General features: G+C 34.9%; 25 protein-coding genes and 4 pseudogenes. 18 read left to right on the top strand and 11 right to left on the bottom strand.

Going from position 1 to position 25510, the window contains the following annotated elements; all coding sequences use genetic code 11:
- Window positions 1-41 precede the first annotated feature (41 nt).
- From NST60_RS19830 to NST60_RS19840, 3 genes and pseudogenes are all read left to right on the top strand, one after another.
- A complete protein-coding gene (locus NST60_RS19830) occupies window positions 42-1211 on the top strand; it encodes an IS256 family transposase (protein WP_169188624.1) in 1170 nt (389 codons plus the stop codon).
- A gap of 115 nt (window positions 1212-1326) precedes the next feature.
- Window positions 1327-2289 (top strand): annotated as a pseudogene (locus NST60_RS19835) (IS4 family transposase); the annotation flags it as partial.
- 251 nt (window positions 2290-2540) lie between these two features.
- A complete protein-coding gene (locus NST60_RS19840; protein ID WP_145582939.1) occupies window positions 2541-2747 on the top strand; it encodes a DUF1657 domain-containing protein in 207 nt (68 codons plus the stop codon).
- 169 nt (window positions 2748-2916) lie between these two features.
- On the opposite strand, the pseudogene NST60_RS19845 reads toward NST60_RS19840, so the two are convergent.
- Window positions 2917-3858: pseudogene (locus NST60_RS19845) on the bottom strand (DUF4158 domain-containing protein); the annotation flags it as partial.
- Window positions 3859-3998: 140 nt separating this feature from the next.
- Between NST60_RS19845 and NST60_RS19850 the strand changes: the two are divergent.
- The gene (locus tag NST60_RS19850; protein WP_341099997.1) at window positions 3999-4442 is read left to right on the top strand and encodes a cell wall hydrolase; all 444 of its coding nucleotides are present in this window, start codon (window positions 3999-4001) and stop codon (window positions 4440-4442) included.
- A 129-nt stretch (window positions 4443-4571) separates the two neighbouring features.
- Here NST60_RS19850 and NST60_RS19855 read toward each other — a convergent pair whose 3' ends face one another.
- A complete protein-coding gene (locus NST60_RS19855) occupies window positions 4572-5321 on the bottom strand; it encodes a polysaccharide deacetylase family protein (protein ID WP_081836613.1) in 750 nt (249 codons plus the stop codon).
- 162 nt (window positions 5322-5483) lie between these two features.
- Window positions 5484-6053 carry a YitT family protein gene (locus tag NST60_RS19860; protein WP_224428600.1) on the bottom strand — a complete coding sequence of 190 codons (570 nt, stop codon included), beginning with the start codon at window positions 6051-6053 and terminating at the stop codon, window positions 5484-5486.
- A 536-nt stretch (window positions 6054-6589) separates the two neighbouring features.
- Here NST60_RS19860 and istA point away from each other — a divergent pair.
- Genes istA through NST60_RS19875 form a run of 3 tightly spaced genes read left to right on the top strand, consistent with a single transcriptional unit; the run spans window position 6590 to window position 8525 of the window.
- Window positions 6590-7828: an IS21 family transposase gene (gene istA / locus NST60_RS19865; RefSeq protein ID WP_341099998.1), complete on the top strand. Its 1239-nt coding sequence runs from the start codon at window positions 6590-6592 to the stop codon at window positions 7826-7828.
- Window positions 7798-8151 (top strand): hypothetical protein, encoded by a 354-nt coding sequence (locus tag NST60_RS19870; protein ID WP_341099999.1) that lies wholly within the window; start codon window positions 7798-7800, stop codon window positions 8149-8151. Before istA ends, NST60_RS19870 begins: the two co-directional genes overlap by 31 nt.
- 2 nt (window positions 8152-8153) lie before the next feature.
- Window positions 8154-8525, top strand: a complete 372-nt coding sequence (locus NST60_RS19875; RefSeq protein WP_235678819.1) for an ATP-binding protein — start codon at window positions 8154-8156, stop codon at window positions 8523-8525.
- Between the two features lie 52 nt (window positions 8526-8577).
- On the opposite strand, the gene NST60_RS19880 is transcribed toward NST60_RS19875, so the two are convergent.
- From NST60_RS19880 to NST60_RS19890, 3 genes are read right to left on the bottom strand one after another with little or no spacing between them, the layout of a single operon-like run.
- The gene (locus tag NST60_RS19880) at window positions 8578-9600 is read right to left on the bottom strand and encodes a site-specific integrase (RefSeq protein ID WP_016205460.1); all 1023 of its coding nucleotides are present in this window, start codon (window positions 9598-9600) and stop codon (window positions 8578-8580) included.
- On the bottom strand, window positions 9587-10570 hold the full coding sequence (locus NST60_RS19885; protein ID WP_169188628.1) for a tyrosine-type recombinase/integrase: 984 nt from the start codon (window positions 10568-10570) through the stop codon (window positions 9587-9589). The genes NST60_RS19880 and NST60_RS19885 overlap by 14 nt, the downstream gene beginning before the upstream one ends.
- Window positions 10557-11804 (bottom strand): site-specific integrase, encoded by a 1248-nt coding sequence (locus NST60_RS19890; protein WP_169188629.1) that lies wholly within the window; start codon window positions 11802-11804, stop codon window positions 10557-10559. The genes NST60_RS19885 and NST60_RS19890 overlap by 14 nt, the downstream gene beginning before the upstream one ends.
- A 155-nt stretch (window positions 11805-11959) precedes the next feature.
- Here NST60_RS19890 and NST60_RS19895 point away from each other — a divergent pair.
- A pseudogene (locus NST60_RS19895) lies at window positions 11960-12388 on the top strand (ATP-binding protein); the annotation flags it as partial.
- 129 nt (window positions 12389-12517) lie between these two features.
- On the opposite strand, the gene NST60_RS19900 reads toward NST60_RS19895, so the two are convergent.
- The 5 genes from NST60_RS19900 to NST60_RS19920 form a co-directional block, all read right to left on the bottom strand.
- On the bottom strand, window positions 12518-13201 hold the full coding sequence (locus NST60_RS19900) for a DUF421 domain-containing protein (protein ID WP_097159208.1): 684 nt from the start codon (window positions 13199-13201) through the stop codon (window positions 12518-12520).
- A gap of 23 nt (window positions 13202-13224) precedes the next feature.
- A complete protein-coding gene (locus NST60_RS19905) occupies window positions 13225-13539 on the bottom strand; it encodes a CBO0543 family protein (RefSeq protein WP_283950795.1) in 315 nt (104 codons plus the stop codon).
- Window positions 13540-13982: 443 nt separating this feature from the next.
- Window positions 13983-15113, bottom strand: coding sequence for a Ger(x)C family spore germination protein (locus NST60_RS19910; protein WP_341100000.1), 1131 nt, complete (start codon window positions 15111-15113; stop codon window positions 13983-13985).
- A 4-nt stretch (window positions 15114-15117) separates the two neighbouring features.
- On the bottom strand, window positions 15118-16212 hold the full coding sequence (locus NST60_RS19915) for a GerAB/ArcD/ProY family transporter (protein ID WP_341098595.1): 1095 nt from the start codon (window positions 16210-16212) through the stop codon (window positions 15118-15120).
- An 8-nt stretch (window positions 16213-16220) separates the two neighbouring features.
- The gene (locus tag NST60_RS19920) at window positions 16221-17702 is read right to left on the bottom strand and encodes a spore germination protein (protein ID WP_341100001.1); all 1482 of its coding nucleotides are present in this window, start codon (window positions 17700-17702) and stop codon (window positions 16221-16223) included.
- A gap of 738 nt (window positions 17703-18440) precedes the next feature.
- Between NST60_RS19920 and NST60_RS19925 the strand changes: the two genes are divergently transcribed.
- The 10 genes and pseudogenes from NST60_RS19925 to NST60_RS19970 all read left to right on the top strand — a co-directional run bounded on the left by NST60_RS19925 (window position 18441) and on the right by NST60_RS19970 (window position 25495).
- Window positions 18441-18647, top strand: coding sequence for a DUF1657 domain-containing protein (locus NST60_RS19925; protein WP_013352384.1), 207 nt, complete (start codon window positions 18441-18443; stop codon window positions 18645-18647).
- Window positions 18648-18728: 81 nt separating this feature from the next.
- Entirely contained in the window at window positions 18729-19202 is a 474-nt protein-coding gene (locus NST60_RS19930; RefSeq protein ID WP_066235784.1) for a YhcN/YlaJ family sporulation lipoprotein, read from the top strand.
- Between the two features lie 17 nt (window positions 19203-19219).
- Window positions 19220-19699, top strand: coding sequence for a stage V sporulation protein AC (gene spoVAC, locus NST60_RS19935; protein WP_066235783.1), 480 nt, complete (start codon window positions 19220-19222; stop codon window positions 19697-19699).
- Entirely contained in the window at window positions 19699-20718 is a 1020-nt protein-coding gene (gene spoVAD, locus NST60_RS19940) for a stage V sporulation protein AD (protein ID WP_061794311.1), read from the top strand. The genes spoVAC and spoVAD overlap by 1 nt, the downstream gene beginning before the upstream one ends.
- Window positions 20715-21065 carry a stage V sporulation protein AE gene (spoVAE, locus tag NST60_RS19945; RefSeq protein ID WP_098797242.1) on the top strand — a complete coding sequence of 117 codons (351 nt, stop codon included), beginning with the start codon at window positions 20715-20717 and terminating at the stop codon, window positions 21063-21065. Before spoVAD ends, spoVAE begins: the two co-directional genes overlap by 4 nt.
- Before the next feature lie 11 nt (window positions 21066-21076).
- Complete coding sequence (locus tag NST60_RS19950; protein WP_009336483.1) at window positions 21077-21283, top strand: DUF1657 domain-containing protein; 207 nt, start codon at window positions 21077-21079, stop codon at window positions 21281-21283.
- A 29-nt stretch (window positions 21284-21312) separates the two neighbouring features.
- Window positions 21313-22173, top strand: coding sequence for a DUF421 domain-containing protein (locus tag NST60_RS19955; RefSeq protein WP_341100002.1), 861 nt, complete (start codon window positions 21313-21315; stop codon window positions 22171-22173).
- Window positions 22174-22288: 115 nt separating this feature from the next.
- Window positions 22289-22795 (top strand): annotated as a pseudogene (locus NST60_RS19960) (DUF421 domain-containing protein).
- Between the two features lie 352 nt (window positions 22796-23147).
- Window positions 23148-24665: a phospholipase D-like domain-containing protein gene (locus NST60_RS19965; RefSeq protein ID WP_341100003.1), complete on the top strand. Its 1518-nt coding sequence runs from the start codon at window positions 23148-23150 to the stop codon at window positions 24663-24665.
- Window positions 24666-24874: 209 nt separating this feature from the next.
- Window positions 24875-25495: a CBO0543 family protein gene (locus NST60_RS19970; protein ID WP_341100004.1), complete on the top strand. Its 621-nt coding sequence runs from the start codon at window positions 24875-24877 to the stop codon at window positions 25493-25495.
- Window positions 25496-25510 lie beyond the last annotated feature (15 nt).

The raw sequence follows: 25510 nt of genomic DNA on the forward strand, positions 1-25510 counted from the left end.
ACAATGTTATCAGTGACGAAAACAGTGTGGAGGAATTAATTATGACTCATTTACAGTTTAACCTAAATATTAACGATTTAAAAGAATCCGTTATGAATTCTGATATTGATGCAGTAATAAAAGCGTCCATTGTGTTGGTGTTAAATGAATTCATGGAACAAGAACGGGATGATCATCTACAAGCTGATCCATACAAACGTACCATAAATCGAAAAGACTACCGTAACGGTTATTATGAACGAGATTTATTACTAAGCATCGGAAAGATTACTCTAAGAGTTCCACGAACACGGAATGGTGATTTTTCAACCAGTGTTTTTGAACGCTATGCTAGATGTGACCAAGCTTTTGTATTGGCTATGCTTGAAATGGTAGTGAATGGTGTTTCTACAAGAAAAGTTAAAAATATTGTGGAACAACTGTGTGGAGAAACGGTCTCCAAATCATTCGTATCTAGTTTAACGGAGAAGCTTGATCCAATCGTCAATCAGTGGGCGAATAGGCCGCTTAACACCATGTATTATCCTTATATATTTGTAGATGCCATGTACATCAAGGTGAGGGAAAATCAACGGGTTGTATCAAAGGCTGTCTATATCGCAACGGCGATAAATAGTGACAATCAAAGAGAAATACTCGGCTTAAAAGTGGATCATACAGAAAGTTATGAAGCTTGGGGAAGGTTCTTTCAGTATTTACTATCTCGTGGACTGCAATCACCAAAAATGATTATATCGGATGCCCACAAAGGGCTTAAAAAGGTAATAGCGGAAGAGTTTTTAGGAACTACCTGGCAACGCTGCACAGTACATTTTAAAAGAAACCTCTTTGATCAGCTACCTAAAAAGAATATGGAAGAAGTAAAGTTATCTATAAAGAGAATATTTGAAGTAGCTAGTGTGCATGAAGCTAGAAAATATAAACAAATATTTATAGAGCAGTATGGAGGAAATGGAAAGCTAGAAAAAGTAATAGGGATTCTCGATGAAGGATTTGAGGATGCCATACAATATTTAAATGAGGAAACCCATTACCACAAGCACATTCGCAGTACAAACTCACTAGAAAGAATAAACGAAGAAGTGAGAAGACGAGAAAAAGTAATAAGAATATTTCCTAACACCCAATCAGCATTTCGATTAATCGGAGCTGTGTTAATGGACTATGAAGAAATACTAAGCAAAAGAAAATTACCTGTGAGCAATAAATAGGAGCGAAGCGCGCGAATTTTTGGTATCAAGAAGGGGTACCCCTTCTTGATACCAAAAACAAAAGAACTGATGAACATCGTATGCCGAAGGAATGAATTTACACAATCTTATGGACTTGACTGAAGTCGAAAGTTTGCATGAGCTAAGCGATTGTCTTTTCGACGACCAACTACAAAAAGGCATTGATCTTGATTCAATCAGTATTTCTCAGCTCTCACGCCGATTAAACGGTATAAATCCAGATTTATTTCAAAGGCTTTTCCTTGATTTAGTCGCACAAATTCATGCAAAAACACATTATACAAAGCTTATTATGCCGTTAAAAATCATTGATTCAAGCACATTGCCACTTAATTTGACCAATCATAAATGGGCAAAGTTCCGCAAAACAAAAGCGGGTGTCAAGTTGCATTTGAGACTTGTGTTTATGGAAAAAGGGAGTTCCTATCCTGAAAAGGCTGTTTTAACAACGGCAAAAGAACATGATCGTGGTCAGCTTGAAATCATGGTTGATGATAAAGAATGCATGTATGTGTTTGACCGTGGCTACCTAGATTACGAGCGCTTTGACCGAATGACAGATGATGGTTACTTTTTTCTTTCAAGGCTACGGAAAAACGCAGTCATACGGGAAGTTTATAATTTTAAACTACCCGAGAATTCAGCTGTTTTGTCAGATCAAATGGTGTTGATTGGTACGACTCAAAACCGTGCTGAAAATTACTTTCGTCTTCTAAAAGTGATGGATTCAAAAGGAAATGAACTGCATTTAATTACCAATCGTTTTGATTTGAGTGCCGAAGAAATTTCAGAGATGTACAAATCACGGTGGGCAATTGAGTTGTTCTTTAAATGGATCAAACAGCATCTCAGCATCAAAAAGTTCTACGGTCAAAGTGAATGGGCGATTCAAAACCAAGTGTTTATCGCACTGATTGTTTTTTGCCTACATGTTCTCGTACAACTTGAAACAAGAAGTAAGCGAAAAACCTTACAAATTAGCCGTTATTTAAGGGCTGCATTGTGGAAACCAGCCCATATCTGGCTTCGAAAGATTGAAGGGAAAGCCATCCCTTAATAAGCAAATTGTTGTTGTCGCACAAGTCTAATTGTAAAAAAAAACCAAATGGATGGAGCCACCTTTGAATAGGTATTTACCTTTTTGGCTCTAAACAAGGAGGATAATGAGACTGAAAATTGCGACAATATTTATGCAACACTAGTGAATAAAAATATAATTCGAATTTTAAAAACTTTCTATGAATAAATATTTCTATCTTCAAACATTCTAAGAAAGGTTTCAAAAAAAAATAATAGGAGGTGTTATTCATGACAGTCATAAATGACGTTAAAACAGCTTTAGCCGGATTAAAAAGCGCTCAAGCTAGCTTTGAAACATTTGCTCTTAGTACAGATAATGAACAAGCGAAGCAGCTTTACCAAGATGCTGCTAAACAAACCCAATCGGTTTTACAAAGCGTTGAACCACGCGTTCAACAAATCGAACAAGAAGAACCTCAATACAAACAACAATAATTAAAAAGACAAAAAAGGTTGGTCGAGTAAACCAACCTTTTTTACTCTCTCAATAATGGATAAAACACAGAGGTGATTTTTCATGATATATAAAATAAAACAAATTAAAGATCAGTCTTTTAGTATTAACGGTTATCGGAATAGAATCAGGATGTAACGGAAGCCAGAATCAGTTGGGTGAAAATAATAACGATTTAAGTATTTCACAGGTACATACAAGCTTTCTTTTTCGATTCTTAACACGTTTTTTCATTGACATCAACAAACCCTTACGGAAATCGCGTAAAAACTCTTTTTCGACTTTTCGTTCTGCACGAGCTCCAATACGATTAACAATCTGAATAATAAGTTCCACTAAATTATCCGTTATTTCTCTTCCTCTACACCAGAAGAAAGCTGCTAATAACGTGTATCGGATAGAGTCGGGATGCCTGCGTAATTCTCGAATATCTTCAGAGACGGCACGTTGTCTATATGATCGGATCATTTTAGGTGGTATCCCATTAAACAAGTCATAAGGAAGTTGTATATTCCTTACGGTTCGTAGCTTTGCGATTTCTTGTAATAAACTATCTAATCCGATTCTTCCAGGATCAGATACAAGTTCTCGAAAACTAAGAATGGTTTCATTCTCTTCTAATAGTTCTGTATGGGAGCAGGTGCGTATAAAGGCATCTAATTGGGTTTTGGAATGTTCTGAAAGCTGCATGAAAATGGTGTGTGAAATATGTTCTTCATATTGACGAATAGCTGATTTAATATTTCGTTCTAGTTGGTAATGAGTCGGAGGAATAAGCTGTTGTTGTCTGAGGTGGTGAAGGACATGTTCTCGAACCCGGTCCATTTGCATTTCTTGAGGTAAAATGTTCGTTTGTAGCCATAACTTTATTTGTCCCATATCTTCAGATGTACTCTCTCGAAACCCCATAAATTCCCGGATTTGAGCACGGTGATATTTTATAGAGCGTCCATTCCAATCATATTCTTGAAAGGAATCTGCAGGTACTCCTACTTGCTTTGCAACGTATTCAATAATATCTTGATTTATTTCCTGCCTTCCTTTTGGAAAACGACCCTGGTATTGAAAAAATTTTAGGGAAACAGCAAATCCAAGTCGTGTACTTCTTTAATTATTACTTTGCCCCTGGTTACAGCAACGCTGGTACTGGGCCTAAAAACCAAGTATTCTTATTTTATAAACAAGGACATAAATGCATTCTTTTTTTCATACTGTATTTTTGAGGTGGAAAAATGGCAAGAGTAGCTTACCGAAATGCAGACGTCGATTTAATGGCAAGGATGATGAGAGCAGAAGCTGAAGGCGAAGGACCACAAGGAATGCTATATGTTGGAAATGTCATTGTTAACCGTGTTGTAGCAGATTGTGCTGACTTTAAGGAATTAAGAACAATTAGAGATGTCATTTTTCACGTACAAGGAGGAAATTACTCTTTTGAAGCTGTTCAAAAAGGTAATGTATTTTATCAAAGAGCAAGAGAATCTGAAAGAAGATTAGCAAGAAAGAATTTGGAATATTGGAGAGATCACCCAGCGAAATATGCTCTTTGGTACTTTAATCCATATGGTCCGTGTCCTCCAACATGGTATGACCAACCTTTTACTGGTCAATTTAAACAACATTGTTTTTATGAACCAGCGCTTGGAACATGTGAAAGCGTTTATAGTCCTCGTTGAGGAAAAGATTCGAATATTTATAAAAACTAAAATAAACTTTTTAGTAACCGTATTTACCTAAGAAAGATTGTAAAATACTAACTTAACTAAAAGGTACATTAATTGAGTAAGCAGCAAAAAAGGATCTTCTTACTGGAAGATCCTCAGAGGGTTTGTCAAACCGCTGGGAGGTGCGAACCACTTCGGTTTTATGCCAATGGTTTCTTCAATGAGAGCATTCGTCTTTTCTAACTCTTGTATGGTATCACTTTTAGATCGCTTCTTAAGATCTAGATGACTATAAGCATGATTTCCAATTTCATGGCCTTCCCGATAGATCATCTTAGCTAGGTCAGGATTCTTTTTAACCCAGCTACCATCGAAAAAAAATGTCGCCTTGACCTTGGATTCCTTTAGTGTGGTAAGGATCGTTGGAATGTACTCATTACCCCAAGCAACATTTATTAATAACGCCACCATAGGCTTTTCTGGATTTCCTTTATAAATCGGGATGGGTGCTAGATTTTCTAAATGGACATTTGGAGGTTTTTCCTTATAAACAACTTTGTTTTTGTGAAAATTACCATCTGATTTCATTTTTTTATAACTAGATTCAATATCTACATCCAATCCATTGTATCCAGGAATTGCCTTCCACACTCTATCGACTTTTGCATCAATCGGTTCAATTTTATGTTCCTCTCTATACACTTTAATTTCTTTGTAAAGTTCATCATTTTTCTCCTTTAAGGCTGCTGTACCAGAGCCAATAGTATTAAATGGTCCAATAAGATCCGTAATTGTTAAAATGAAAGTACTTAAAAACACTATTAGTATTAGCGAATTTTTTTCCTCATAAAACTCCTCCGCAATATAAACTAATAATTTTAAAATACCCATCAACAATAGACTTATGTAATTAAAAAAAACAATCATAACACTAATCTTATAGGCTTATTATTCCCATCCCATTAACTACACCGTAGGAAAAATCGGCTTTCTTCATGTCGATATTGCTTAGCGTATGTTTCCACGTTTGTTGTTGGGACTCTCAATAAAAAATTATTTTCCTTTAATTAAGGATGTTATTAAACCCACAGAGGTAATAGCTATACATGAATAAATGAAGGTATCTAATTTTAATAAAGCCAGACATGCCAACACAATAATTCCATCTATCAGTATGATTACAAGTGCAATATTTAACGAAAAAGTTTCAGAAATAATTTCAGCTAGTAAGTCAGTTCCTCCAGTGCTTGTCTTATATCGCAGCATTAGACCAACACCAACTCCAATTATTGCACCTCCAATTAGTGCGCTTGCAAGTTGGGGAATAAAAAATTGAGAACGAAGAGGAACAAGTAAATCAATAAATAAGGACGAAACCAATAAGCCTTGCAAACTACTAAAAAAATACTCTTTTTTATTTATTGAGGAAAATATACAAATAGGGATACTTAACCCCACCATTATAATACCAGTTGGAAATTTAAAAAAATAATGAAGTAATAGTGCGATCCCAAGGATTCCACCATCTATTAAATGATGAGGAACTAGAAACCCATTCACACCAACTCCTAATAACAGACTTCCAATAAGAGTAGCTATTAATTTCTGAAAAATAACAATCACCTTTTCTCATTTTTAATCTAATAATATGTCGGGGTTTTAAGGTTAAGAATAAGAATGCAGAGGAAAAATTAAATATATTAGGGAATACTTCATTTATTAGGGGATAATCGCCTCCACTTTCCCCCTTTCTTAAAAGGCATTAAAGTATCTAAAGAAAGTAATTCTTTAGGTACTTTAATGCTCCGAAATCCCATAAGTAAAAAATAATTTAAACTTCAGTAAAGTTACTATTACTCCCTTGATCCCATATATATATAAATCCCTTTTTAGTTCACTCCGTTTTTTTATTTATTGTGTAATAAGGTAAGTTTCCTTGAGCTGACGAAATAATTCGTGCAAAACTAAAATCATTTATGTTTATTTCCTTTATAGGCAAGTTAAATTATTTAAATTAATGAGATGTGACTGCTAGAATAAAGTGTACAGTTTTTGCTTGATAAGATGAAACGCTTATTTACCCAAATATACCAGCAAAAAATATCAACCTATCACTGTAAAATGATCATAGTTCATACTTGCAGTGGAGGTTAGCGAAGGTGGATAAGTGGGAAATGTACATGGAGATAAAGCAATTATTAAAGCAAGGATTTAGTCAGACAAAGATAGCTGAAAAGTTAGGGGTTTCTCGAACAACTGTTTACAGGCACTTAAAGAGATCTCCTTCGGAGATGGCGGAATGGGTTGATTCTCTTCAGTATAAAAAGAAAAAATTAGATCCATATAAAGAACTGATTTTATCTTGGTTGAGAATGCATCCGGATATGTCAGCAGCACAAGTTTATGATTGGCTTTTAGAGAAATATAAAGATCTAACTGTTGGAGAAAGTACAGTAAGAACATATGTAAAAGCATTAAGAGAAGAATACAAAATAAATAAGGAAACATCTCCTCGAATGTATGAGGCAATTCCTGATCCCCCAATGGGAGAACAAATGCAAGTAGATTTTGGTCATACGAGACAAAAAACTGTTGATAATAAGGAAGCCAAACTCAACTTTATAGCTTTTGTCTTATCACATTCTAGACAAAAGTATAAAGAGTGGTTGGATAGACCATTTACAACACGGGATGTTATACAAGCCCATGAGAACGCGTTTAAATGGTATGGAGGAATGACCAATGAGATCGTTTATGACCAAGATAGTTTAATTGTTGTTAGCGAAAATGGTGGAGATCTAATTTTAACTAAAGAATTTCAGCAGTATAGAGAATCCAGAGGAATAAACCTTCGGGTTTGTAGAAAAGCTGACCCTGAGAGTAAGGGAAGAATAGAAAATGTAGTTGGATTTATCAAACAAAACTATGCCAAACATAGAGTGTTTCATAACATCGACTCTTGGAATGAGCAAGGATGGGAATGGCTGAACAGAACGGGTAACTATAAAATACACAATACAACAAAAAAGAGACCATTCGAAGTGTTCCTCCTGGAAAAGCAACACTTAAAACCAGTCTCCCAAAATATAGATATTCAAAATAACTATGAGATAAGTATAGCAAGATGTGTTCATAAGGACAATACTATTCGTTACCAATCTAATCGGTACTCTCTTCCACTTGGAACTTATAACAAATATGAAAAAGTATGTATCAAGGAAACGGAGACTAAAGAATTAGTTATTTATATACCTGATACTGGCGAAATTATTGCAAAACATTCAATTCCCGAAGGGAAAGGGCTGTTAATAAAAGATAAAAAACATAGTAGGGATCGTACAAAGGTGTTGGAGCATTCATTAATACAGTGGCTGAGAGATTTGAAGATAAAGAACTAGCCTTTAAATATTTAGAGAAGGTTAGGGAAAAAAATCCTCGTTACATTAAAGACCAGTTGCAAATCATCTTGCGCGAAACAAAAGGTATCGATAACGAAGTACTGACTAAAGCGTTAGCAGAGTGTTTAAAAAGGAAATTATACAGTGCAACTGATTTTGGCGATATCATTGCATATGTGAAACGTCAGCGCCAGGTACATGAAACAGTTATTGATAAAAAGAAAGAAGTTAAGAATTTGAACAGGCTATCAGAATGGGTTTTAGAAACAGAAGCATACAAAAGAAAAGTAGATACTTACACGGTTTTAATGGAGGTTGAATAGCGATGAGCCAAATCCAACAATTACAAGACATAATGAAAGGGTTAAGACTCGTTGAAACTGCCAAGCATCTCCCCCATTTGATCAGAGAAGCTGAGCAAAAAGACCTTTCATTTACTCAATTCCTGTTAGATGTCACTTCTTATGAGCAAACTCGAAGAGAAGAAAAGCAACTAAACAACCGATTAAAGTGGGCAACTTTTCCTTTCAGCAAAACACTTGAGGAGTTTAATTTAAAAGAACAAAAGTCTTTAAGCAACAAACAACTAAATAGATTAAAAGATTTAACTTGGATAGAACAGCTGTACAATTTGATTTTATTAGGGCCACCAGGTGTAGGTAATTATCGAAAGTTTATGCTTATGGAAAGACTCTAAACAATTTTCTACAATACTGTAGTTCCTTCATCTAAAATCTTTCCATAACATTTTATTTACAGAGTTCCTTTAACCAATTCATTAAATCCTTATTTTCATCCCAAACGGGAACATTCTGCTTAACAACTTCCATATAGACTGCCTCCAACGCTTTCCTCTTCATTTGAGAGTTAGTTCTGGCATAATGTTCAGTTGTACTTACATTGACATGCCCTAATAAGTCCCTAATATAAATAAGGTTAACCCCAGCTTCTAATAGATGCATAGCCTTAGTGTGTCTCATCATATGAGGTTTCAATTTATCTGGGAACATTATTTCTGAATGTAATTCCTTGGCTTTTATTAAATATTTCTCCAAAATATATGTTATTCCCGGCCGTGTAAAGGGCTGGCGGGCACTATTATAAAATAATGGATGATTTTGTTTACCATTTTCCAACAAATAATTCTCTTTAAGATAGTTTTCTAATAAATCTCTAGTTTTCCCCATGATAGGAACGTATCTTGCCTTGCCACCTTTCCCCATCAATAAAACAGTAGCTGGTTTAGCTAGACGAATATTTCCAACTTTTAAATCGATTAATTCCTGTATTCGTGCTCCTGTGTCATAAAGAAGGGCCATAATAATTAAATCACGACGACCCTTAGCTGTATTTGTGTTCGGTTGTTCAAATAAAACCTTTAGACTTTCTTGTGTCAGATAATCTATTGGCTTTATTTCTCTCTTTTTGAATGGGATACATAATATTTTCTGGCACTCAAACATATTTTCTGGATTTTCCATCTGCACATATCGATAGAAACTGTGAATAGCTGCTAAACGTTGATTACGTGTATTAATGCTTATCTCTTTTGTCTTTTCAAGCCAAACTAGAAAGTCTTGTATGGTATCGGATTTTATCATATTAAAAGTCAAGGATTCGGGGCTGATTTGTAATTCCGTATCACAAAATTTCAGTATCTGTTTAAACGTGTCCCGATATGACTTGATTGTATTTGTACTGACATTTCTCTGTCCTGGAAGATATTGCGATAAATAGCGAGTCAAAGTCTTAGCGAAATCAGTCTGCTTCATGAAAAAATACCTCCGGTATTAAGGTTGAATAGTGTTCTTCAATAGAAGCAGTAATCGTTGGATATAATTCAGCTGTAAGTCTTAGATAATGTTGGGTACCTCTTAAATCGACATGACCTAAGTAAGTAGAAAGATAGGGAAGGAGATTTGTTAAATCCTCTCCATTTAGTACCCACTTCTTTAAACAATGAACAGAAAAAGTATGCCTTAGATCATGAAGTCTTGGGCCTTTACCACTATGGGATATTCCAGCTTTCCATAGTAAATCCCTGAAGAGCTTATATACAGTACCCTCCTTATAATGCCCGCCATATGGTGATGGAAAAAAGTAATCTTCAGAGGACCCATAACTATGAACCTTATGTGAGTACTGACGGCATTGCTCTGTCAATGTTTCTGCCATTGGAACAAGTCTTTCCTTACCGAGTTTGGCTTTTCGAACTAATAGAGTTCCGTTTTCTAAATCAACATCATCTAGTTTCAACTTTAGAGCTTCTGAGATTCTAAGACCACATCCATATAACATTCTTATTAGTAGCTGTAGGACAATATTTCTATTAGGTGATGCTTTAGAAACTGGAGCATTATCACAAACAATAAATAAATCTCTCATTTCATCTTCAGTAAAAATATGTGGCATATAAGAATATCTTGTAATTGTCACAGCTGCAGCTGGATAAATATAAGCTTCATACCCAAGTCGAACCATGTATTTTGCAAAGCCTCTAACTATTGAAATTCTTCCGCTTCTAGTACTATCAGTCTCATTCGGTTTCTTTCTAGTCCATTGTAATACTATTTCTTTAGTAAGCCGTTTCTCGGTCAAGTGACTTTCGACGAGAAAAATATCAAGATATTTCAATAGAGAAGCACCTTTAATATATTTATAACCAATAGCTCTCTGTTCCTTTACATATCCGTTTAAAAGCTCGCTAAGATTGCTTGTAAAAATAACTTTATCTTGAGTCATTTTTAAATACCTCCTCTGGATCTAGAGCACATTTTCTTAAACTTTTGATATCAGTTTGTAAATATACTGCCGTAGATCTTGAGTTGATATGCCCAAGAACTTCTGAGATTACAGGGAGAGGGGTACCTTGTTCTAGGAGAGAACTTGCTAATGTATGCCTAAGTGAATGTAAACCATGGCGTTTTTCCTTCGAGACAGTGATACCAGCCTTTCTTGTATGCTTAGTTATAATGTTATGTAGATTGGCATCTCTACCAAATGCCTCATACGGTGCATTCATCCGTAAAAAAACAAATGGTGAATCACTTACTGGACGAGCTTCCTTTAGATAGTCAATCAATGCCCAACCAATATCATTAAGTATTGGATAAGAAACCATTCTTTTGGTTTTATTCTGTTTTAGTACTATGGTTTTATTTTCCCAATCAAGATCTGTAAGTTTTAAGGATTTAATGTCTCCTGCTCGAATTCCAAGACGTGCTACTAGGAGAAGGATGGCATAATCCCTTTTTCCAGTTGGATTTCCTCTATCAATGTTTTCAAGCATTGAGACTACGTCTTCTTGTTTCCATACCGAAGGTATAGGTGGATAATAGTATTTCTTTTGTTTTGGTACTTTTAATGAAAGGTCTTCCTGCGTATTTTGATTAAGAAAAAGAAAACGTAAGAATACTCTTAGCGTCGTCAAAATTGATGCCATACTTTTTTCATGATGTGCAAAGATTGTTTTGACATAATCAGATATGGTTTCACCTGTGATCTCATTAACATTTTGAATACCACGTGCATCTAGATAATGTATGAAAAAGTACAGTCTTTGCATACGTGTACGAAGTCCTCTTTTTGAATACTCGTTTTCAGCACATTCTTTTTCGTACGCAACTAGTTCTTTTTCGAATTGACTTGGTTTTACATAACCTGGCTTTTTAAATATCCTCCGTATTATGACTCCATGCAACTGATAATCACCAAGGACTCTAATTCTTCGAATAGGGCCTCTTAAAAATTTCGGCATTGCTTCAACATAATAATTGATAGTGCAGTCATACTTTACTTTTAAGAATTCACTACCTAGTTCTTCAGAATAATATTTCTCTTTCTTTTCTGTTGCGAAAGCAACAACACGCTTATAAAATGCTCGATATCCACAGATCGAATTATAGGAATAATTCAGTCTCTCAAGTTCTGCTAATACATTGAAAACTAGTTCCTCAACAGGAGTTTTTTCATTCATAAGGCACCACCTAGATAATATTTTTAAACATCATCCATTGTGGTGAATTATGGAAAGAAATAAACATAAATCTTCCTAAAAGTCTGGATTTAAGCTTATTTCTTTCCATAAACAATATCTTTCGATAATTTCCTTTATGTAAAGCTTTACATAAAGGTAAAACGCACTTGGGAATGGCTTTGGGAGTAAAGGCTTGTGAAATGGGGTATGAGGTCCGTTTCTTCCGAGTAGCTGATTTAGTCGGCCAATTAGAGGAAGCGATGAAAGGAGGTTCTTTACACAAGATAAAACGCCAGATTGAGAAGTGCGATTTGCTTATACTAGATGAATTGGGATACGTCCCTTTTCAAAAGCAAGGATCAGAATTATTGTTTCACATTATTGCGGACTGTTATGAGCATAAGAGTGTGATTGTAACCTCTAATCTGGAATTTGGTCAATGGAATCGAGTTTTTGGGGATAATCGTTTAACTTCTGCCCTGGTGGATAGATTAGTGCATCACGCCCATGTCATTGCGTTCACCGGGGAAAGTTACCGGTTGAAAAATGCACTTTCTTCAATCAAAACACAAGATGGAATTTAATGTAAACACTAGCTGCAAGCCTATGTAAATTTCGCTGCATTTTTCTGCACTTTTTGCTTGCAAAAAACAGCCTGATTGTTGAAGACTAAAGTTTATATTCACCAAGAAATGCTCTTATCCTAACAAATTTTATTTAGGACTTACATGTATGCCTTCACTCTCTCGCCAATCTGCGTAAAGTATACGCTTTACATTATCATATCCATTGGTAGTTAATTGGTTATCTAACCACTGTTGATCAAATCCGAGTTCATGTAAATTATCCCATAAAATTTCCCCATCTATAATTAACGATGTTGGGAGGTCTACTGGACTTTCTGGAAGATTGAGATCTTGCTTGTCTGGTTTTTGATACTTGGATTTTAATAATAAACTTATTTGCCCATTAGCTTCCAATATACCGTATTTGACTTCGCGAACTGAAAAGACATTATTTTGACGGAGTATACTCAATACTTGATTTACATCCAATTTGTTCTTTGTAAGTAACTTTCTGTCCATAACACCATCTCGAATGATGATGTTAGGATTGCCTAATAAGAGAGAACGTGTCGATTTATTTTTTAGAGTCATAAACTCTATTCCCAACATAAGAAACGTCCACAATCCGATGGCATATAAAAAATGAAAAATCCCTACCTTATCTTCATAAATGGTATTTCCTAAAAAATCTCCAAGTACTAACACAAAAACTAAGTGAAACGGGGTTAACTGATAGATGGATGTTCTGCCTGTTATGATAATGATAAAAAATAAAGTGGCAAAACCAACGATGACTTTGATCGTCAGTAAACCAATATTGACTTCTTCCAACGTTTTTTCCTCCAATTTAAATTTTACTTAGTTGTAAGATCTTGAGGTTTAGATAAAGAGGCTAGTTTTAGTATTAAAGCTCGAGTTACAATTCCAACCATGATGTAATATATGAATGAATATCTGTATCTCCACTCTAAATAATTAACAAGTTTGACCCACTCGCAAAAGGGTTCACCTATATAGGCATATGTTAGTGCCATAATGATCTGGGCTAAAATAAAAGATTTCCATCTTCTAAAATATTGATATAACAACATGTAAGCTACAGGTACCATTGAAAAATCAAAAGGAAAGGCCCTAGGAATAAAAGGTAGGAATGCAATGGGTAATCCCAAAAACTGTATTGTGCACCAACTACATCTAATAAGGTTGTTGTCAAGATAATTATGGTACCAAATAACAAAATTTCTAAAATAATGTCTCGTTTAACAAGTTTAGCCCATATAACCCAAGGCACAACTAAAAAAACGACTAGTATCCACCATTCCCAAGTTAAAAACTCATTTTTAGCCAACCATTTAATTCTAAATGATAGAGCTTATCTTCTAATAAATGTATTTCCTTAAGATTTTCAAATATATTATCTATTGATATCACCTCTATATTTAAATGAAAAGGTAACAGATATTTTTGAATTCAAACTCTTTGAGCTGCCTTTTTAGTATTACCGTTTTTTAGTAATGAATTTCCATCGTAAATAAGAAAAAAACCATGTTGGAGTTCATCAACACTTGGGTCGTGTTAAGTCGGTGTTAGCGCTTTTGTTCCTAAAAATATGTTAATCAACTGTTCCAGTTCGCTTAATTTCCACCTTTATATTTGGTTTTATCTTTAGTGCTGAATATTTTTGTCTTAAATCTTCCTCAGTTAAATAGGAATATTTTCTAACACTTCTTATTTTTCTTCCGATGCCAATGGGATCCGTATTTAAATTTTTAAATTCCTCAAGTATATATCCAAATTCTTTGTTTAGGGCTTCACCAATTAGTTGCTCCATTTTGTTTAGTGAATCTTTATTTTTCACAGAAATAGATGGTTGAAATTCTAATGTTGAAACGGAAATCGTTGCATTTAAATGAACCAATTCTTCGTTCTTTATTTCAATGTTTCCTTTGTACTTTATTGGATGAAGTGTAATCTTATAAATATCACTTTTAGGAAGGTTGAGTTCGGCCATACCTCTTTTCTCTAGTTCTTCAGCAGCAATCTCTACAGTTATATCCCCTAAAAATGCCTTATTATTTGTGAATAATTTTATGTAAAGGGTGTTTATCAACGAAATAGATCCAACAATTTTATCTTCTTTGAATAATGCAACACCATCTATAGAAGGTGCTACCCCATTTGCATTTTTTATCATGGGTAGGGTAGGATCGATACCAATTTCATATAGTGTGGTTATAAAATCATGTAAGTTGGAGTTGACTAACATTTCTTTCTTTTCGTGTTTATCCAATAGTTGATAGATATAGGATCCCATTTCGGGATATTCTTCATAGTTTTTATTTTTAATCGTCTCCTCAGCATTATCAGTAATGGCCAAAAAGATTAAATAACTGATACTGCTATCTCGTTGCATAGTATCCAGAAAAGAAGAAATTCCTACTGTTTCTGCCATATTTTTATTAAACAGTATGGTCCTTAATTGACCAGACGTAATATCATGGCTTGTCTGTTCCTCTATTTTTTGTCTGATTTGTTTATTAGTCGTTCCGTCGGCAGAAAGGGTTACACTTGTCTTTTCTTCTTTTCGGTCAAATTGTAACAAACTGATAGTGCCTTTGTATGTATTGTCATCAAGCAAGTCAAAACCAATAATCGTTGAAATTCCTTGCATTTCTATTATTTTTTCAGGGGCCATACATGCAGTACAAAGAAGAGAACACAGCAGAATAACAATTTTTTTCATTCTTTCAACTCCTTCTGGAACGAGTATTGATTTTTGATTTTATAATGGTTATTCCATACAAGAAAATCGGATAGATAAACCACAGAAAAAATCCAATTTTGCCAATTTGATCAAAAAAATAATTATTATCTACTCTTTTAGTAATTAAAAAACTGCAGATAAAAGGGATAATGGAGATGAGCCATATTCCATATTTCTGTTTTATATGAAAAATCTGTTTAATACCCATGGAAGAAATATACAGAGTGATACATAGGTTTGGAAAAATAACTAAAATCCATAATGGAACCGCAACAAATTCAAAGCGCTCAATAAATGGAAAATGGACCGTGCTAATCATGCTGACAACAGGCCATACATTCTTCTCTAATTCTTTCGCGCTAAAAAATAAAATAGAAACAACAGTTGTTATTAAAACAAGAATGGTCGTAAACCAGACTGCTATTTGACTAAACAGCTGTAGTTTATTTTTCTCCTTTATAAATGGAAAAATAAAAAATAACGTCTCGAAACCTAACATTGTATAACTGCTCTTGAAAACTCCTTTCATAATTTCTGAAGGAGTTGTCGTCATAATAGGTAAAATCCTAGTTAGGTTTATGGTTTGAAGTGGTTGGTACACAACAAATAGCAGCCATATAGTCAATAAAAAGGATAAGAAGCAAACACCGGTCACTACTCTAAATCCGCCGGATACAGCATAAATGGTTAATATTAATAAAGCCAATACCCCGACCCATTCATAGACACCTTCATATCCCCATGTTAGTGACAACTCGACATGACTAATGGTAATCGAATAATGGACGGCAATAAAGTAAATGACAATAAGGAAGTTAAAAATACTACCAATCAAGCGTCCGAATATATGTTCATGAATTTCAAAAAGAGTACCACCTTCATTTTTTTTTAGGATAGAAATCATTAACCATGTAATCAAGCTAACGAATAAACCAGATAGTAAAATGGATATCCAAGCATCTTTTTTTGATTCTAGATACACAATTCTTGGAACTCCAAGAATTCCCATACCAATTTGCGAAGTGTGTATGATATAAAACGCCATAAAGGCGTTAACAAATCGTATATTTGATTTCATTTTGCACCTCAAAATTCATCTAAATCTGTTATATTTCTTAATCGTTCCTTTAGGCGAATGGAGTCTTTTGGTCGATTTACTAACGGTCGCCTCATATAAAAATGGTGGGGGAGACGTATTAAAAAATATTGCAAATCTTTCATTCTTAGCGGATATAGAGGTGCAAGATAAGGTTTATTTAAAGAAGTTAATTTTAACAAGTGAACCATTAGAATACATATACCAAAAATGATTCCATTTAACCCCCAAACACCTGCTAAAATAATGATTGGAAATCTAGCAATTCTGACAGCAGTGCCCATTTCATAAATAGGAGCCGAAAATGCCCCTAATGCACTAAATGCAACAATGATAATTAAAATATTGCTAGTTAATCCTGCCTCAACCGTTGCTTGGCTAATGATAATACCTCCTACAATTCCCATTGTTTGTCCTACTTTTGAAGGAAGGCGGGCACCAGCTTCTCTAAGTAACTCAATTAACAATTCTAGTAAGAGTGCTTCTAATAAGGGCGGAAAAGGAACTTGTGAACGTGATAGTCCAATGATAAATAACAATTTAGATGGTATGAGTTCAAAATGATAAGTCATGGCAGCCACATAAATGGCTGTTAAAAAAATAGAACCTACCATAGCAAAAAATCGGATAAAACGAATAAATGTACTTAAAGACCATCTCAAATAGATATCTTCTGTTGATTCGAAAAATGAGAAAAAATTAGCAGGACCTATAATCCCTACTGGGCTACCATCTATAAAAACACCAATTCGCCCGTTTATAATCGAGTAGATGAATCGATCGGGCAGCTCTGTTAATATAAATTGTGGAAATAAAGAGTAATGATTATCTTCTAGGCATTGAGCCAAAACGGCACTGTCACTTATATTATCCGTTTTTAATTGTTTAATCCTTTCCTTAAGTGTCTGAAGAGTGTCATCGTTCGCAATATCTTTTATATATACAATTCTTACTTGCTTTTGAACGCGTTCCCCAATCTTTATTTCATCCGTGCACAAATTATAATCATTTAGATTTTGTCTGATTATCTTAACGTTAGAAGTTAATGATTCAGTGAACGAAATTTTAGGTCCATATACTAACGATTCTGTTTCTGCTTTCTCAATAGAGCGTTCAATGGGATTTGCGCAGTTCACCATGAATCCCTTTTTCTCTTCTAAGAAATAAATATAAGCAAATCCATTTAATAGGGAAGAGATAACTTCTTGTTCCTCTATATTTACCATTATTTCTTCTATAGGAATGTTTTTCATTAAATAGGTGTAATGTAAGTATTCTACAGAAAGTTGTTCAATGTATTTAATGACATATTCATTTAGAATCTCTGGCTTAATTAAATTCTTCATGAAAATAATATGAATCCCCACTTGTCCAGCTTCAATCTTTCGACAATTCAAGTCGGGTGATTCATTAAGAATCGATTTAATTTTTTCATAACCTGGCAAGCTCTCATTATTATTACGCTCTGTCATTCTTATCATTTCCTTCAACGTTTTTTATAGTGTCTGTTAAAAAAATTATTTTATACAGAATATGGATAGAAGGATCGTAGAACCAATACATCATAATGGACAGCGTTAAACCATTATTGTGTCTAGTTTAAGAGGTTGGTTTCTTGTCAGTTATTACCCTTTTTCTCTCAGATTAATCCCAAATTTTATTTCTTCAATGTCCTTTTTTGGTTTTAACGTTAAACGTTGAAAGGATTTCCTTTTTTGTTTTGTTGTCATTTTTTCACCTTCTAAAATGTATGAAAAATTTGATGTTTAATAACAAAACAGTTCCTTTTTATGTATTAGACAAACCTTAATACGGCGACAAATGCATGCGTTTATCTTTGTTATTACATTTTCAATGTTAAATACCCATAAATAGGATGATTAAGAGGGAGAAACTCTTAAAACTTTGGGATAATATCCGAAAAATGGGAAAAATATTAGTCCTTTCAGGAAATACAATCATCTTATTTTATAAAGGTAGGGGTGTAAAAGAAATTGAAGTTGAGAAAAGAAAAAATGAAAAGTTATAAGAGCTATTGCTGTCAACGAGAAATAGAAGAAATGATGGGGATATGGAAAAGGGGTTATTATCGAAAAAATGGAGCTATACGTCAAAAATAATTTAGATTTAAATTTCCCAAAAATCATTGAATAAAAAATTCTCCATAAAGCAAAATAAAAGAGTAAAAAAAATTCAAGGAGGAAATTATCATGACAGTAATAAATGACGTTAAAACAGCTCTAGCAGGATTGAAAAGTGCTCAAGCTAGCTTTGAAACATTTGCTCTTAGTACAGATAATCAACAAGCTAAGCAACTTTACCAAGATGCAGCTAAGCAAACCCAATCCGTTGTAGACAGCATTGAACCACGTGTTCAACAAATCGAACAAGAAGAACCTCAATACAAACAACAGTAATTAGTAAGGCGAAAAAAGGTTGGCCTCTTAACCAACCTTTTTTCAGCTGTTCAAATAATGAAAAAAAATGGAGGTGTTTTTTTGAAAGATAAAATAACCACATTGAAAAACCTACTTTTTATTATAATGGTCATTGGTTTCGCATCAGGATGTAATGGTAATCAAAATGAATTTACTCAAGGTAATAGTACTTTTGGTATTTCACAAGTACATACAAGTAAGCCAATTGATCAATCCGTTGCCAATCATGCGAAAGAAAAGATAATTGCCAAGGAAGATATTACAGACGTAAAAGCTGTGAATACTGATAAAGAGCTTATGGCAGCGATTAAAGTTGAGAATTTTGATCGATTTCGATTAAAGAGTATCGAGAAGTCAGTAAAATCCGACTTAGAAAAAAAGTATCCCGACTATAAAGTTTTTGTTTCGACTGATAAAAAAATATTCTGGGAGCTTGAAAAGGTCGAGCAAAGACTGAAAAAAAACGATATGAATAAGAAGAACTTAAAAAATGATTTGAACAAACTGAAAAGTCTTATGAAGGAACAAACCTAAAGAGGAAGGATCGAGTTATGTCTAACAATCAAAAGAAACAACTTACTCCTGTGCAACAGGAATATCAAAAATTGCAAAAACAACGAGAGATCAAAAGACCGGTTGTTAAAAATTGTATTAAGGCCTTTTTAACCGGTGGACTTATTTGTTTGATTGGTCAGCTTATTTCAGACTTTTACATTTATTATTTCGATTTTACTGAGCAAACGGCCGGAAATCCGACGGTGGGTACGTTAATTTTTATTACAATGCTTCTTACTGGTTTTGGCGTATATGATCGAATGGCCCAATTTGGTGGGGCTGGAACAGCTGTACCTGTAACAGGTTTTGGCAATGCGGTCATATCACCTGCCATTGAACATCGAACCGAAGGATTTGTACTGGGCGTAGGCGGCAATATGTTTAAACTAGCCGGTTCTGTCATTTTATTTGGTGTGTTTTCTGCTTTTATCATTGCCTTAATTAAAACAATTTTAATCAGATGGGGTGGTTTATAATGCTAGCAGGTCATCGTACATGGATCTTCGAACAAAAGCCTGTCATTATCTCCACTGGAACCGTTGGTGGACCATTTGAAGCCAATGGTGCTATCCCAGATGATTTCGATACTCTTCATGCTGATTTATGGCTTGGGCAGGATTCCTATGAGAAAGCACATAAAATCCTTTTTGAAGAGGCTTGCCAAAAAGCCATGGAAAAAGGGGGCATACAAAAGGATCAAGTTCAATTTATCCTAGCTGGGGACTTAATCAATCAAATCACCCCAACAAGTTTCGCTAGCAGAACGATTGGAGCTCCTTATTTTGGCTTATTCGGTGCTTGCTCTACCTCGATGGAAGGACTGGCTCTAGGTGCTTATATTGTAAATACAAAAGGAGCGAAATATTTGTTAACAGGAGCTTCCAGTCATGATACAGCTGTTGAAAAACAATTTCGGTATCCAACTGAGTATGGTGGACAAAAGCCACCTACGGCACAATGGACGGTTACTGGTGCAGGTGCAGCCCTATTAAGTGATTCTGGGGAAGGACCTCATGTCACATCTGCCACAATTGGTCGTGTAATCGATATGGGATTGACAGATCCATTTAACATGGGAGGAGCTATGGCGCCAGCTGCGGTTGATACCATTGAAGCCCATTTAAAGGAACGAAATGTTGAGCCATCTTATTACGATTTAATTGTAACCGGTGACCTTGGCCAAATCGGACAGGAAGTGTCCATGGATCTATTTAAAAAGCATGGAACTCCTATTAGTGAAGAACAATACCAAGATTGTGGCCTTATGATTTATCGGGAAGGACAACCCGTTCTTGCAGGAGCAAGCGGTGCAGGCTGTTCAGCAACGGTAGTTTATGGGCATTTATTAAACCGCATGAAAAAAGGTGAATTTAAACGAATGTTAGTTGTGGCTACAGGTGCTTTGCTTTCACCGTTGTCCTTTCAGCAAAATGAAACAATTCCTTGTATCGCCCATGCAGTGTCAATTGAATACGGAGGTGAACAATTAACATGATCTATTTTTGGGCTTTTGTCGTAGGCGGTTTAATTTGTATCATTGGGCAAATTATGTTTGATGTATTTAAATTGACACCAGGTCATACCTTAAGTGCTCTTGTAGTGATTGGGGCTCTTTTAGATGGATTTGGACTATACGAGCCTTTGATTGATTTTGCTGGGGCAGGGGCTACCGTTCCGATTACAAGTTTTGGGAATTCGCTTGTTCATGGTGCGATGCAGGAAGCAGAAAAACATGGGTTAGTTGGTGTACTGACAGGAATGTTTGAAGTAACTAGTTCTGGTATTTCAGCTGCCATTGTTTTCGGCATGATAGGAGCTTTAATTTTTAAGCCAAAAGGATAAGGAGAATTAGGATGACAGTAGGATCAGATGTTAAACAGTGTTTTGCCAGTCTAAAAGGGGTAGAAGCAAGTCTCTCAAGTTTAGCATTACGGACTCTTGATGATGAATCGAAGCGAACTTTGCATGAGGCTATGATGGTAGTACACGAAGTAACAAAAGATTTAAAAAAAAGAGTAGGAGAACTAGAAGGAGAGGAACTTCAGTACAAAGGTTTCTAGAAAAACTATATTTACAGGGGGTGTAAGCAGTGCCTGAATGGTTAGATATAGCTGTACGCTCAGCATTATTTGTTGCTGTTTTATTTTTCATTACAAAATGGTTAGGGAAAAAGCAAATTTCAGAACTATCTTTCTTTGAATATGTCACCGGTATGTCTATTGGAAGTATTGGTGCAGAAGTGGCTACGGGACTTGAACGGAAGATTTTTCACGGAATTATTGGAATTGTCATTTTTGCGGCTATTCCCTTTTTCACTGGTTTAATTTCCTTAAAAAGGAAAGGATTTCGCAATTTTATAGAAGGAAAAGCAACTGTATTTATCAAAGATGGGAAGATTATGGAAGATAATTTAAAAAAGGAAAGATATACGACAGATGAACTGTTAGAGCTACTTCGCAGGAAGGATGTCTTTCAAGTCTCTGATGTAGAATTTGCTGTTTTAGAGGCAACAGGTGATTTATCTGTGATGCTAAAGAAAGAAAATCAACCTTTAACAGCAAAGGATATAAACTTGAAGGTTGCTTCAATCAAGGAGCCTCAGACCATTATTATGGATGGTACAATAATGGATGAACCACTAGCCACGATTGGACGAAGTCGGGCTTGGCTACAAACTGAATTAGAAAAACTAGGGGTAACGATTGAAAATGTATTTCTGGGACAGGTTAATTCTTACGGAGAGTTAACGATTGATCTGTTTGACGATAAATTACAAGTCGCCCCCCCACAAGAAAGACCCTTAATTCTTTCAACCTTGAAAAAATGTCAAGCAGACTTAGAACTATTTGCTCTTGGAACGGAATCAAAAGACGCCAAACAAATGTATAGGTTAAACAGTGAAAAATTACAAGAAGCCATTGATAAAGTGACCCCTATTTTAAAAGGATAAGGATTTAGCTTAGATTCATACATGACGAAAAAAAGATACCATTTTTAATTGAAATAAGTTTAAAAACCTTAGTCCAATTTCGGACTAAGGTGAATTTTTTTACGAGGTGTTAGAAGTGTCTATTTTTTTAGTTAAAGTTATTTTTATCTATATTGTGTTTATTGTAGCAGTAAATATTTTAGGGAAATCAGCTCTATCCCAACTTACCCCTCATGATTTTGGAGCGATTCTTTTTTATCTTAATCGAAATTTAAAGGAAAGTAGATATCCTTTACCTGAGCTGTTGTCTAATTTAAGAACAACAGGATATCCGGATATTCACGATAATGAATATGCGATTTTGGAAGCAACAGGTGAAATTAGCATTTTTCCAAGAAAAGAATTAGTTCCTATTACTCCAAAAGATTTACATATGAAAGTGGAATACCGCGGATTACCCATAGTCGTTGTCATTGAAGGGAAAGTGCAAAAGCGTAAATTAAAATTTATCAACAAAAATGAAAAGTGATTAAAGGAAGAACTAAAGGCAAAGTGATATCTTCAAATCAAAGATTTTTTTTATGCTGCTGTTAGAGATACCGATCATTCATTAAACATTAACAAAAAAGATGTTAACGACTAATTTTAAGACGATTTCCTCCCAATATAAATTAATGTTTTCTCTTATTTACTCCTTATTGCATTTACCAATTTCATTTTCCAAATTTATAAAAAATTATACCTATATTTAGGAATTTACCAGATGGTAATTTTCAAAATCACTAAGTCTCTAGTTAGGACAGTGCCCAGATCATTAAGCCTTTCTTGATGTCAGAACTTTCCCAACCTTAATTCTCTTTTTTTCGTTCTTAATATCTTATACAAGTTCTTATAAAGGTAGTCCATAATATATAACAGACAATCCCTTCATATTCCATACGTATACTGGTTACATAGTTTGTACATGATAAGAGAAACAGAAGGAGGGATTCCAGTTGGAGTGGATTTTTTATCTATACCTGTTAAATACGTTCTTTATCTTATTCATAGCAATTTGGGAAGTTCGTCGTCCTGCCAAGGCTTTGAATTGGATAATAATCGTCCTTGTTTTGCCTATCATTGGTTTCTGGCTATATCTTAGCACATCAAATCCCAAGATTATTCATCGGAAAAGATTGACCTCTTCTAAAAATGAATCTAACAAATTACCTGAGACATTCGGTGCTTCAGCATCGGTAATTACCAATGCTTTACGGCATTTCACTGTGAATGGGCTTCGAATGGGCCAAGTCCAAGTGTTTAACAATGGGATAGCAAAATATGAACAACTTATCGAATCCCTACAAAAAGCCCAAGAAACCATTGATCTGGAATATTTCATCTATCGGAACGACCAAATTGGTAATCGAATCACAGAACTGCTAATCGAAAAAGCATTAAATGGAGTGCAGGTTCGTTTTATGAGAGATAGCTTGGGGAGTTATAAATTCCCGCGTGAAAAAATCCGGCAGATGGTTGAAGCAGGGATAGAATGCAGGACAATATTTCCTCTGCGATTTCCCTGGATTTTGTCCAATTGGAATTATCGGGATCATTGTAAGATTGTGACGATTGACAGAAAGGAATCCTTTACTGGCGGTATGAACGTTGGGTATGAATATACAGGATTAAAGCCAGACGTAGGATTTTGGAGGGACACTCATTTGCAAATTATAGGGGAAGCAACAGGCGACTTGCAGACTATCTTCGACGTTCATTGGAATATCGCTGTACCAGAACGGATAAAGTCAAAAACAAAATCTGAGGCAACGAAAAAGGCCACTAAAATCCCAAAATATAAATCAAAGGAAATCAATCCAACCGGCAGCATAGATCTTTCAAGATGGCCTGCCGAATTCGGATCTGAGTTATGGCCTATAGAAGGTAAAACAGACAATACCCAAACAAAGACAGGAGAATTGCAAAAAGCGTACATCCATACGTTGGAAGGAAACCCTGGAATTCCTACCCCAGTTATTCGTCAAGCTTACTTTATATGTATAACACAGGCGACCAAGACTATTGATATAACAACTCCCTATTTTGTACCAGAAACGGATATTATCATGGCATTAAAGACAGCAGTAACTCGTGGTGTCCGTGTAAGATTGCTGGTTCCTCGCCACAATAATCAAAAAATCGTGGGTCTTGCAAGCCGTACTTATTACGGAGAACTTATAGAAGCTGGAGTTCAAATCTACCAGTACGACAAAGGAATGATACATGCGAAGGTGTTGACCATCGATGAGGAGATTGCTGCCGTAGGCTCAGCAAACTATGATATGAGAAGTTTTCGCCTGAATTATGAGGTGTGTCAAGTCGTGTACAGTGCTGATGTGGCAAGGGAACTCACAGAGCAGTTCGAGAGGGATCTTACTGATTCTGTACCATTAAGAATTGAAGACTTGTTGCAACGATCCCTGACCGAGCGCATTGTTGAACAGGGTGCTCGCGTGCTTTCTCCATTATTATAAGTTGATGTATCCTGTTTTTATTGTTCTATCTTAAATCTAGATTTAACTTTGTTTTTAATATATTTCTGACTTATTTGAAAAAGAACTTCCAACATGGGTTTTTTCTTATTTACGATGGAAATTCATTACTAAAAAACGGTAATACTAAAAAGGCAGCTCAAAGAGTTTGAATTCAAAAATATCTGTTACCTTTTCATTTAAATATAGAGGTGATATCAATAGATAATATATTTGAAAATCTTAAGGAAATACGTTTATTAGAAGATAAGCTCTATCATTTAGAATTAAATAGTTGGCTAAAAAATGAGTTTTTAACTTGGGAATGGTGGATACTAGTCGTTTTTTTAGTTGTGCCTTGGGTTATATGGGCTAAACTTGTTAAACGAGACATTATTTTAGAAATTTTGTTATTTGGTACCATAATTATCTTGACAACAACCTTATTAGATGTAGTTGGTGCACAGTACAGTTTTTGGGATTACCCCATTGCATTCCTACCTTTTATTCCCTGGGCCTTTCCTTTTGATTTTTCAATGGTACCTGTAGCTTACATGTTGTTATATCAATATTTTAGAACATGGAAATCTTTTATTTTAGCCCAGATCATTATGGCACTAACATATGCCTATATAGGTGAACCCTTTTGCGAGTGGGTCAAACTTGTTAATTATTTAGAGTGGAGATACAGATATTCATTCATATATTACATCATGGTTGGAATTGTAACTCGAGCTTTAATACTAAAACTAGCCTCTTTATCTAAACCTCAAGATCTCATAAGCCCCAAAATGAACTTGGACAATAAGAGTAATATTTATTATACTGCTTAATGTACCAAGGAGGCT

Origin of the sequence: Niallia sp. FSL W8-1348 (genome assembly GCF_038006745.1) — a bacterium.
GTDB lineage: Bacteria > Bacillota > Bacilli > Bacillales > Cytobacillaceae > Niallia > Niallia alba.

Bases quoted from the DNA above. Each gene is read 5' to 3' on its own strand.
- spoVAC (WP_066235783.1), top strand. From the start codon at position 19,220: ATGTCTAACAATCAAAAGAAACAACTTACTCCTGTGCAACAGGAATAT.
- NST60_RS19830 (WP_169188624.1), top strand. From the start codon at position 42: ATGACTCATTTACAGTTTAACCTAAATATTAACGATTTAAAAGAATCC.
- NST60_RS19855 (WP_081836613.1), bottom strand. From the start codon at position 5,321: ATGGGTATTTTAAAATTATTAGTTTATATTGCGGAGGAGTTTTATGAG.
- NST60_RS19885 (WP_169188628.1), bottom strand. From the start codon at position 10,570: ATGACTCAAGATAAAGTTATTTTTACAAGCAATCTTAGCGAGCTTTTA.
- NST60_RS19925 (WP_013352384.1), top strand. From the start codon at position 18,441: ATGACAGTAATAAATGACGTTAAAACAGCTCTAGCAGGATTGAAAAGT.
- NST60_RS19875 (WP_235678819.1), top strand. From the start codon at position 8,154: ATGAGCCAAATCCAACAATTACAAGACATAATGAAAGGGTTAAGACTC.
- NST60_RS19920 (WP_341100001.1), bottom strand. From the start codon at position 17,702: ATGACAGAGCGTAATAATAATGAGAGCTTGCCAGGTTATGAAAAAATT.
- NST60_RS19890 (WP_169188629.1), bottom strand. From the start codon at position 11,804: ATGAATGAAAAAACTCCTGTTGAGGAACTAGTTTTCAATGTATTAGCA.
- spoVAD (WP_061794311.1), top strand. From the start codon at position 19,699: ATGCTAGCAGGTCATCGTACATGGATCTTCGAACAAAAGCCTGTCATT.
- NST60_RS19915 (WP_341098595.1), bottom strand. From the start codon at position 16,212: ATGAAATCAAATATACGATTTGTTAACGCCTTTATGGCGTTTTATATC.
- NST60_RS19850 (WP_341099997.1), top strand. From the start codon at position 3,999: ATGGCAAGAGTAGCTTACCGAAATGCAGACGTCGATTTAATGGCAAGG.
- NST60_RS19880 (WP_016205460.1), bottom strand. From the start codon at position 9,600: ATGAAGCAGACTGATTTCGCTAAGACTTTGACTCGCTATTTATCGCAA.
- NST60_RS19950 (WP_009336483.1), top strand. From the start codon at position 21,077: ATGACAGTAGGATCAGATGTTAAACAGTGTTTTGCCAGTCTAAAAGGG.
- NST60_RS19910 (WP_341100000.1), bottom strand. From the start codon at position 15,113: ATGAAAAAAATTGTTATTCTGCTGTGTTCTCTTCTTTGTACTGCATGT.
- spoVAE (WP_098797242.1), top strand. From the start codon at position 20,715: ATGATCTATTTTTGGGCTTTTGTCGTAGGCGGTTTAATTTGTATCATT.
- NST60_RS19840 (WP_145582939.1), top strand. From the start codon at position 2,541: ATGACAGTCATAAATGACGTTAAAACAGCTTTAGCCGGATTAAAAAGC.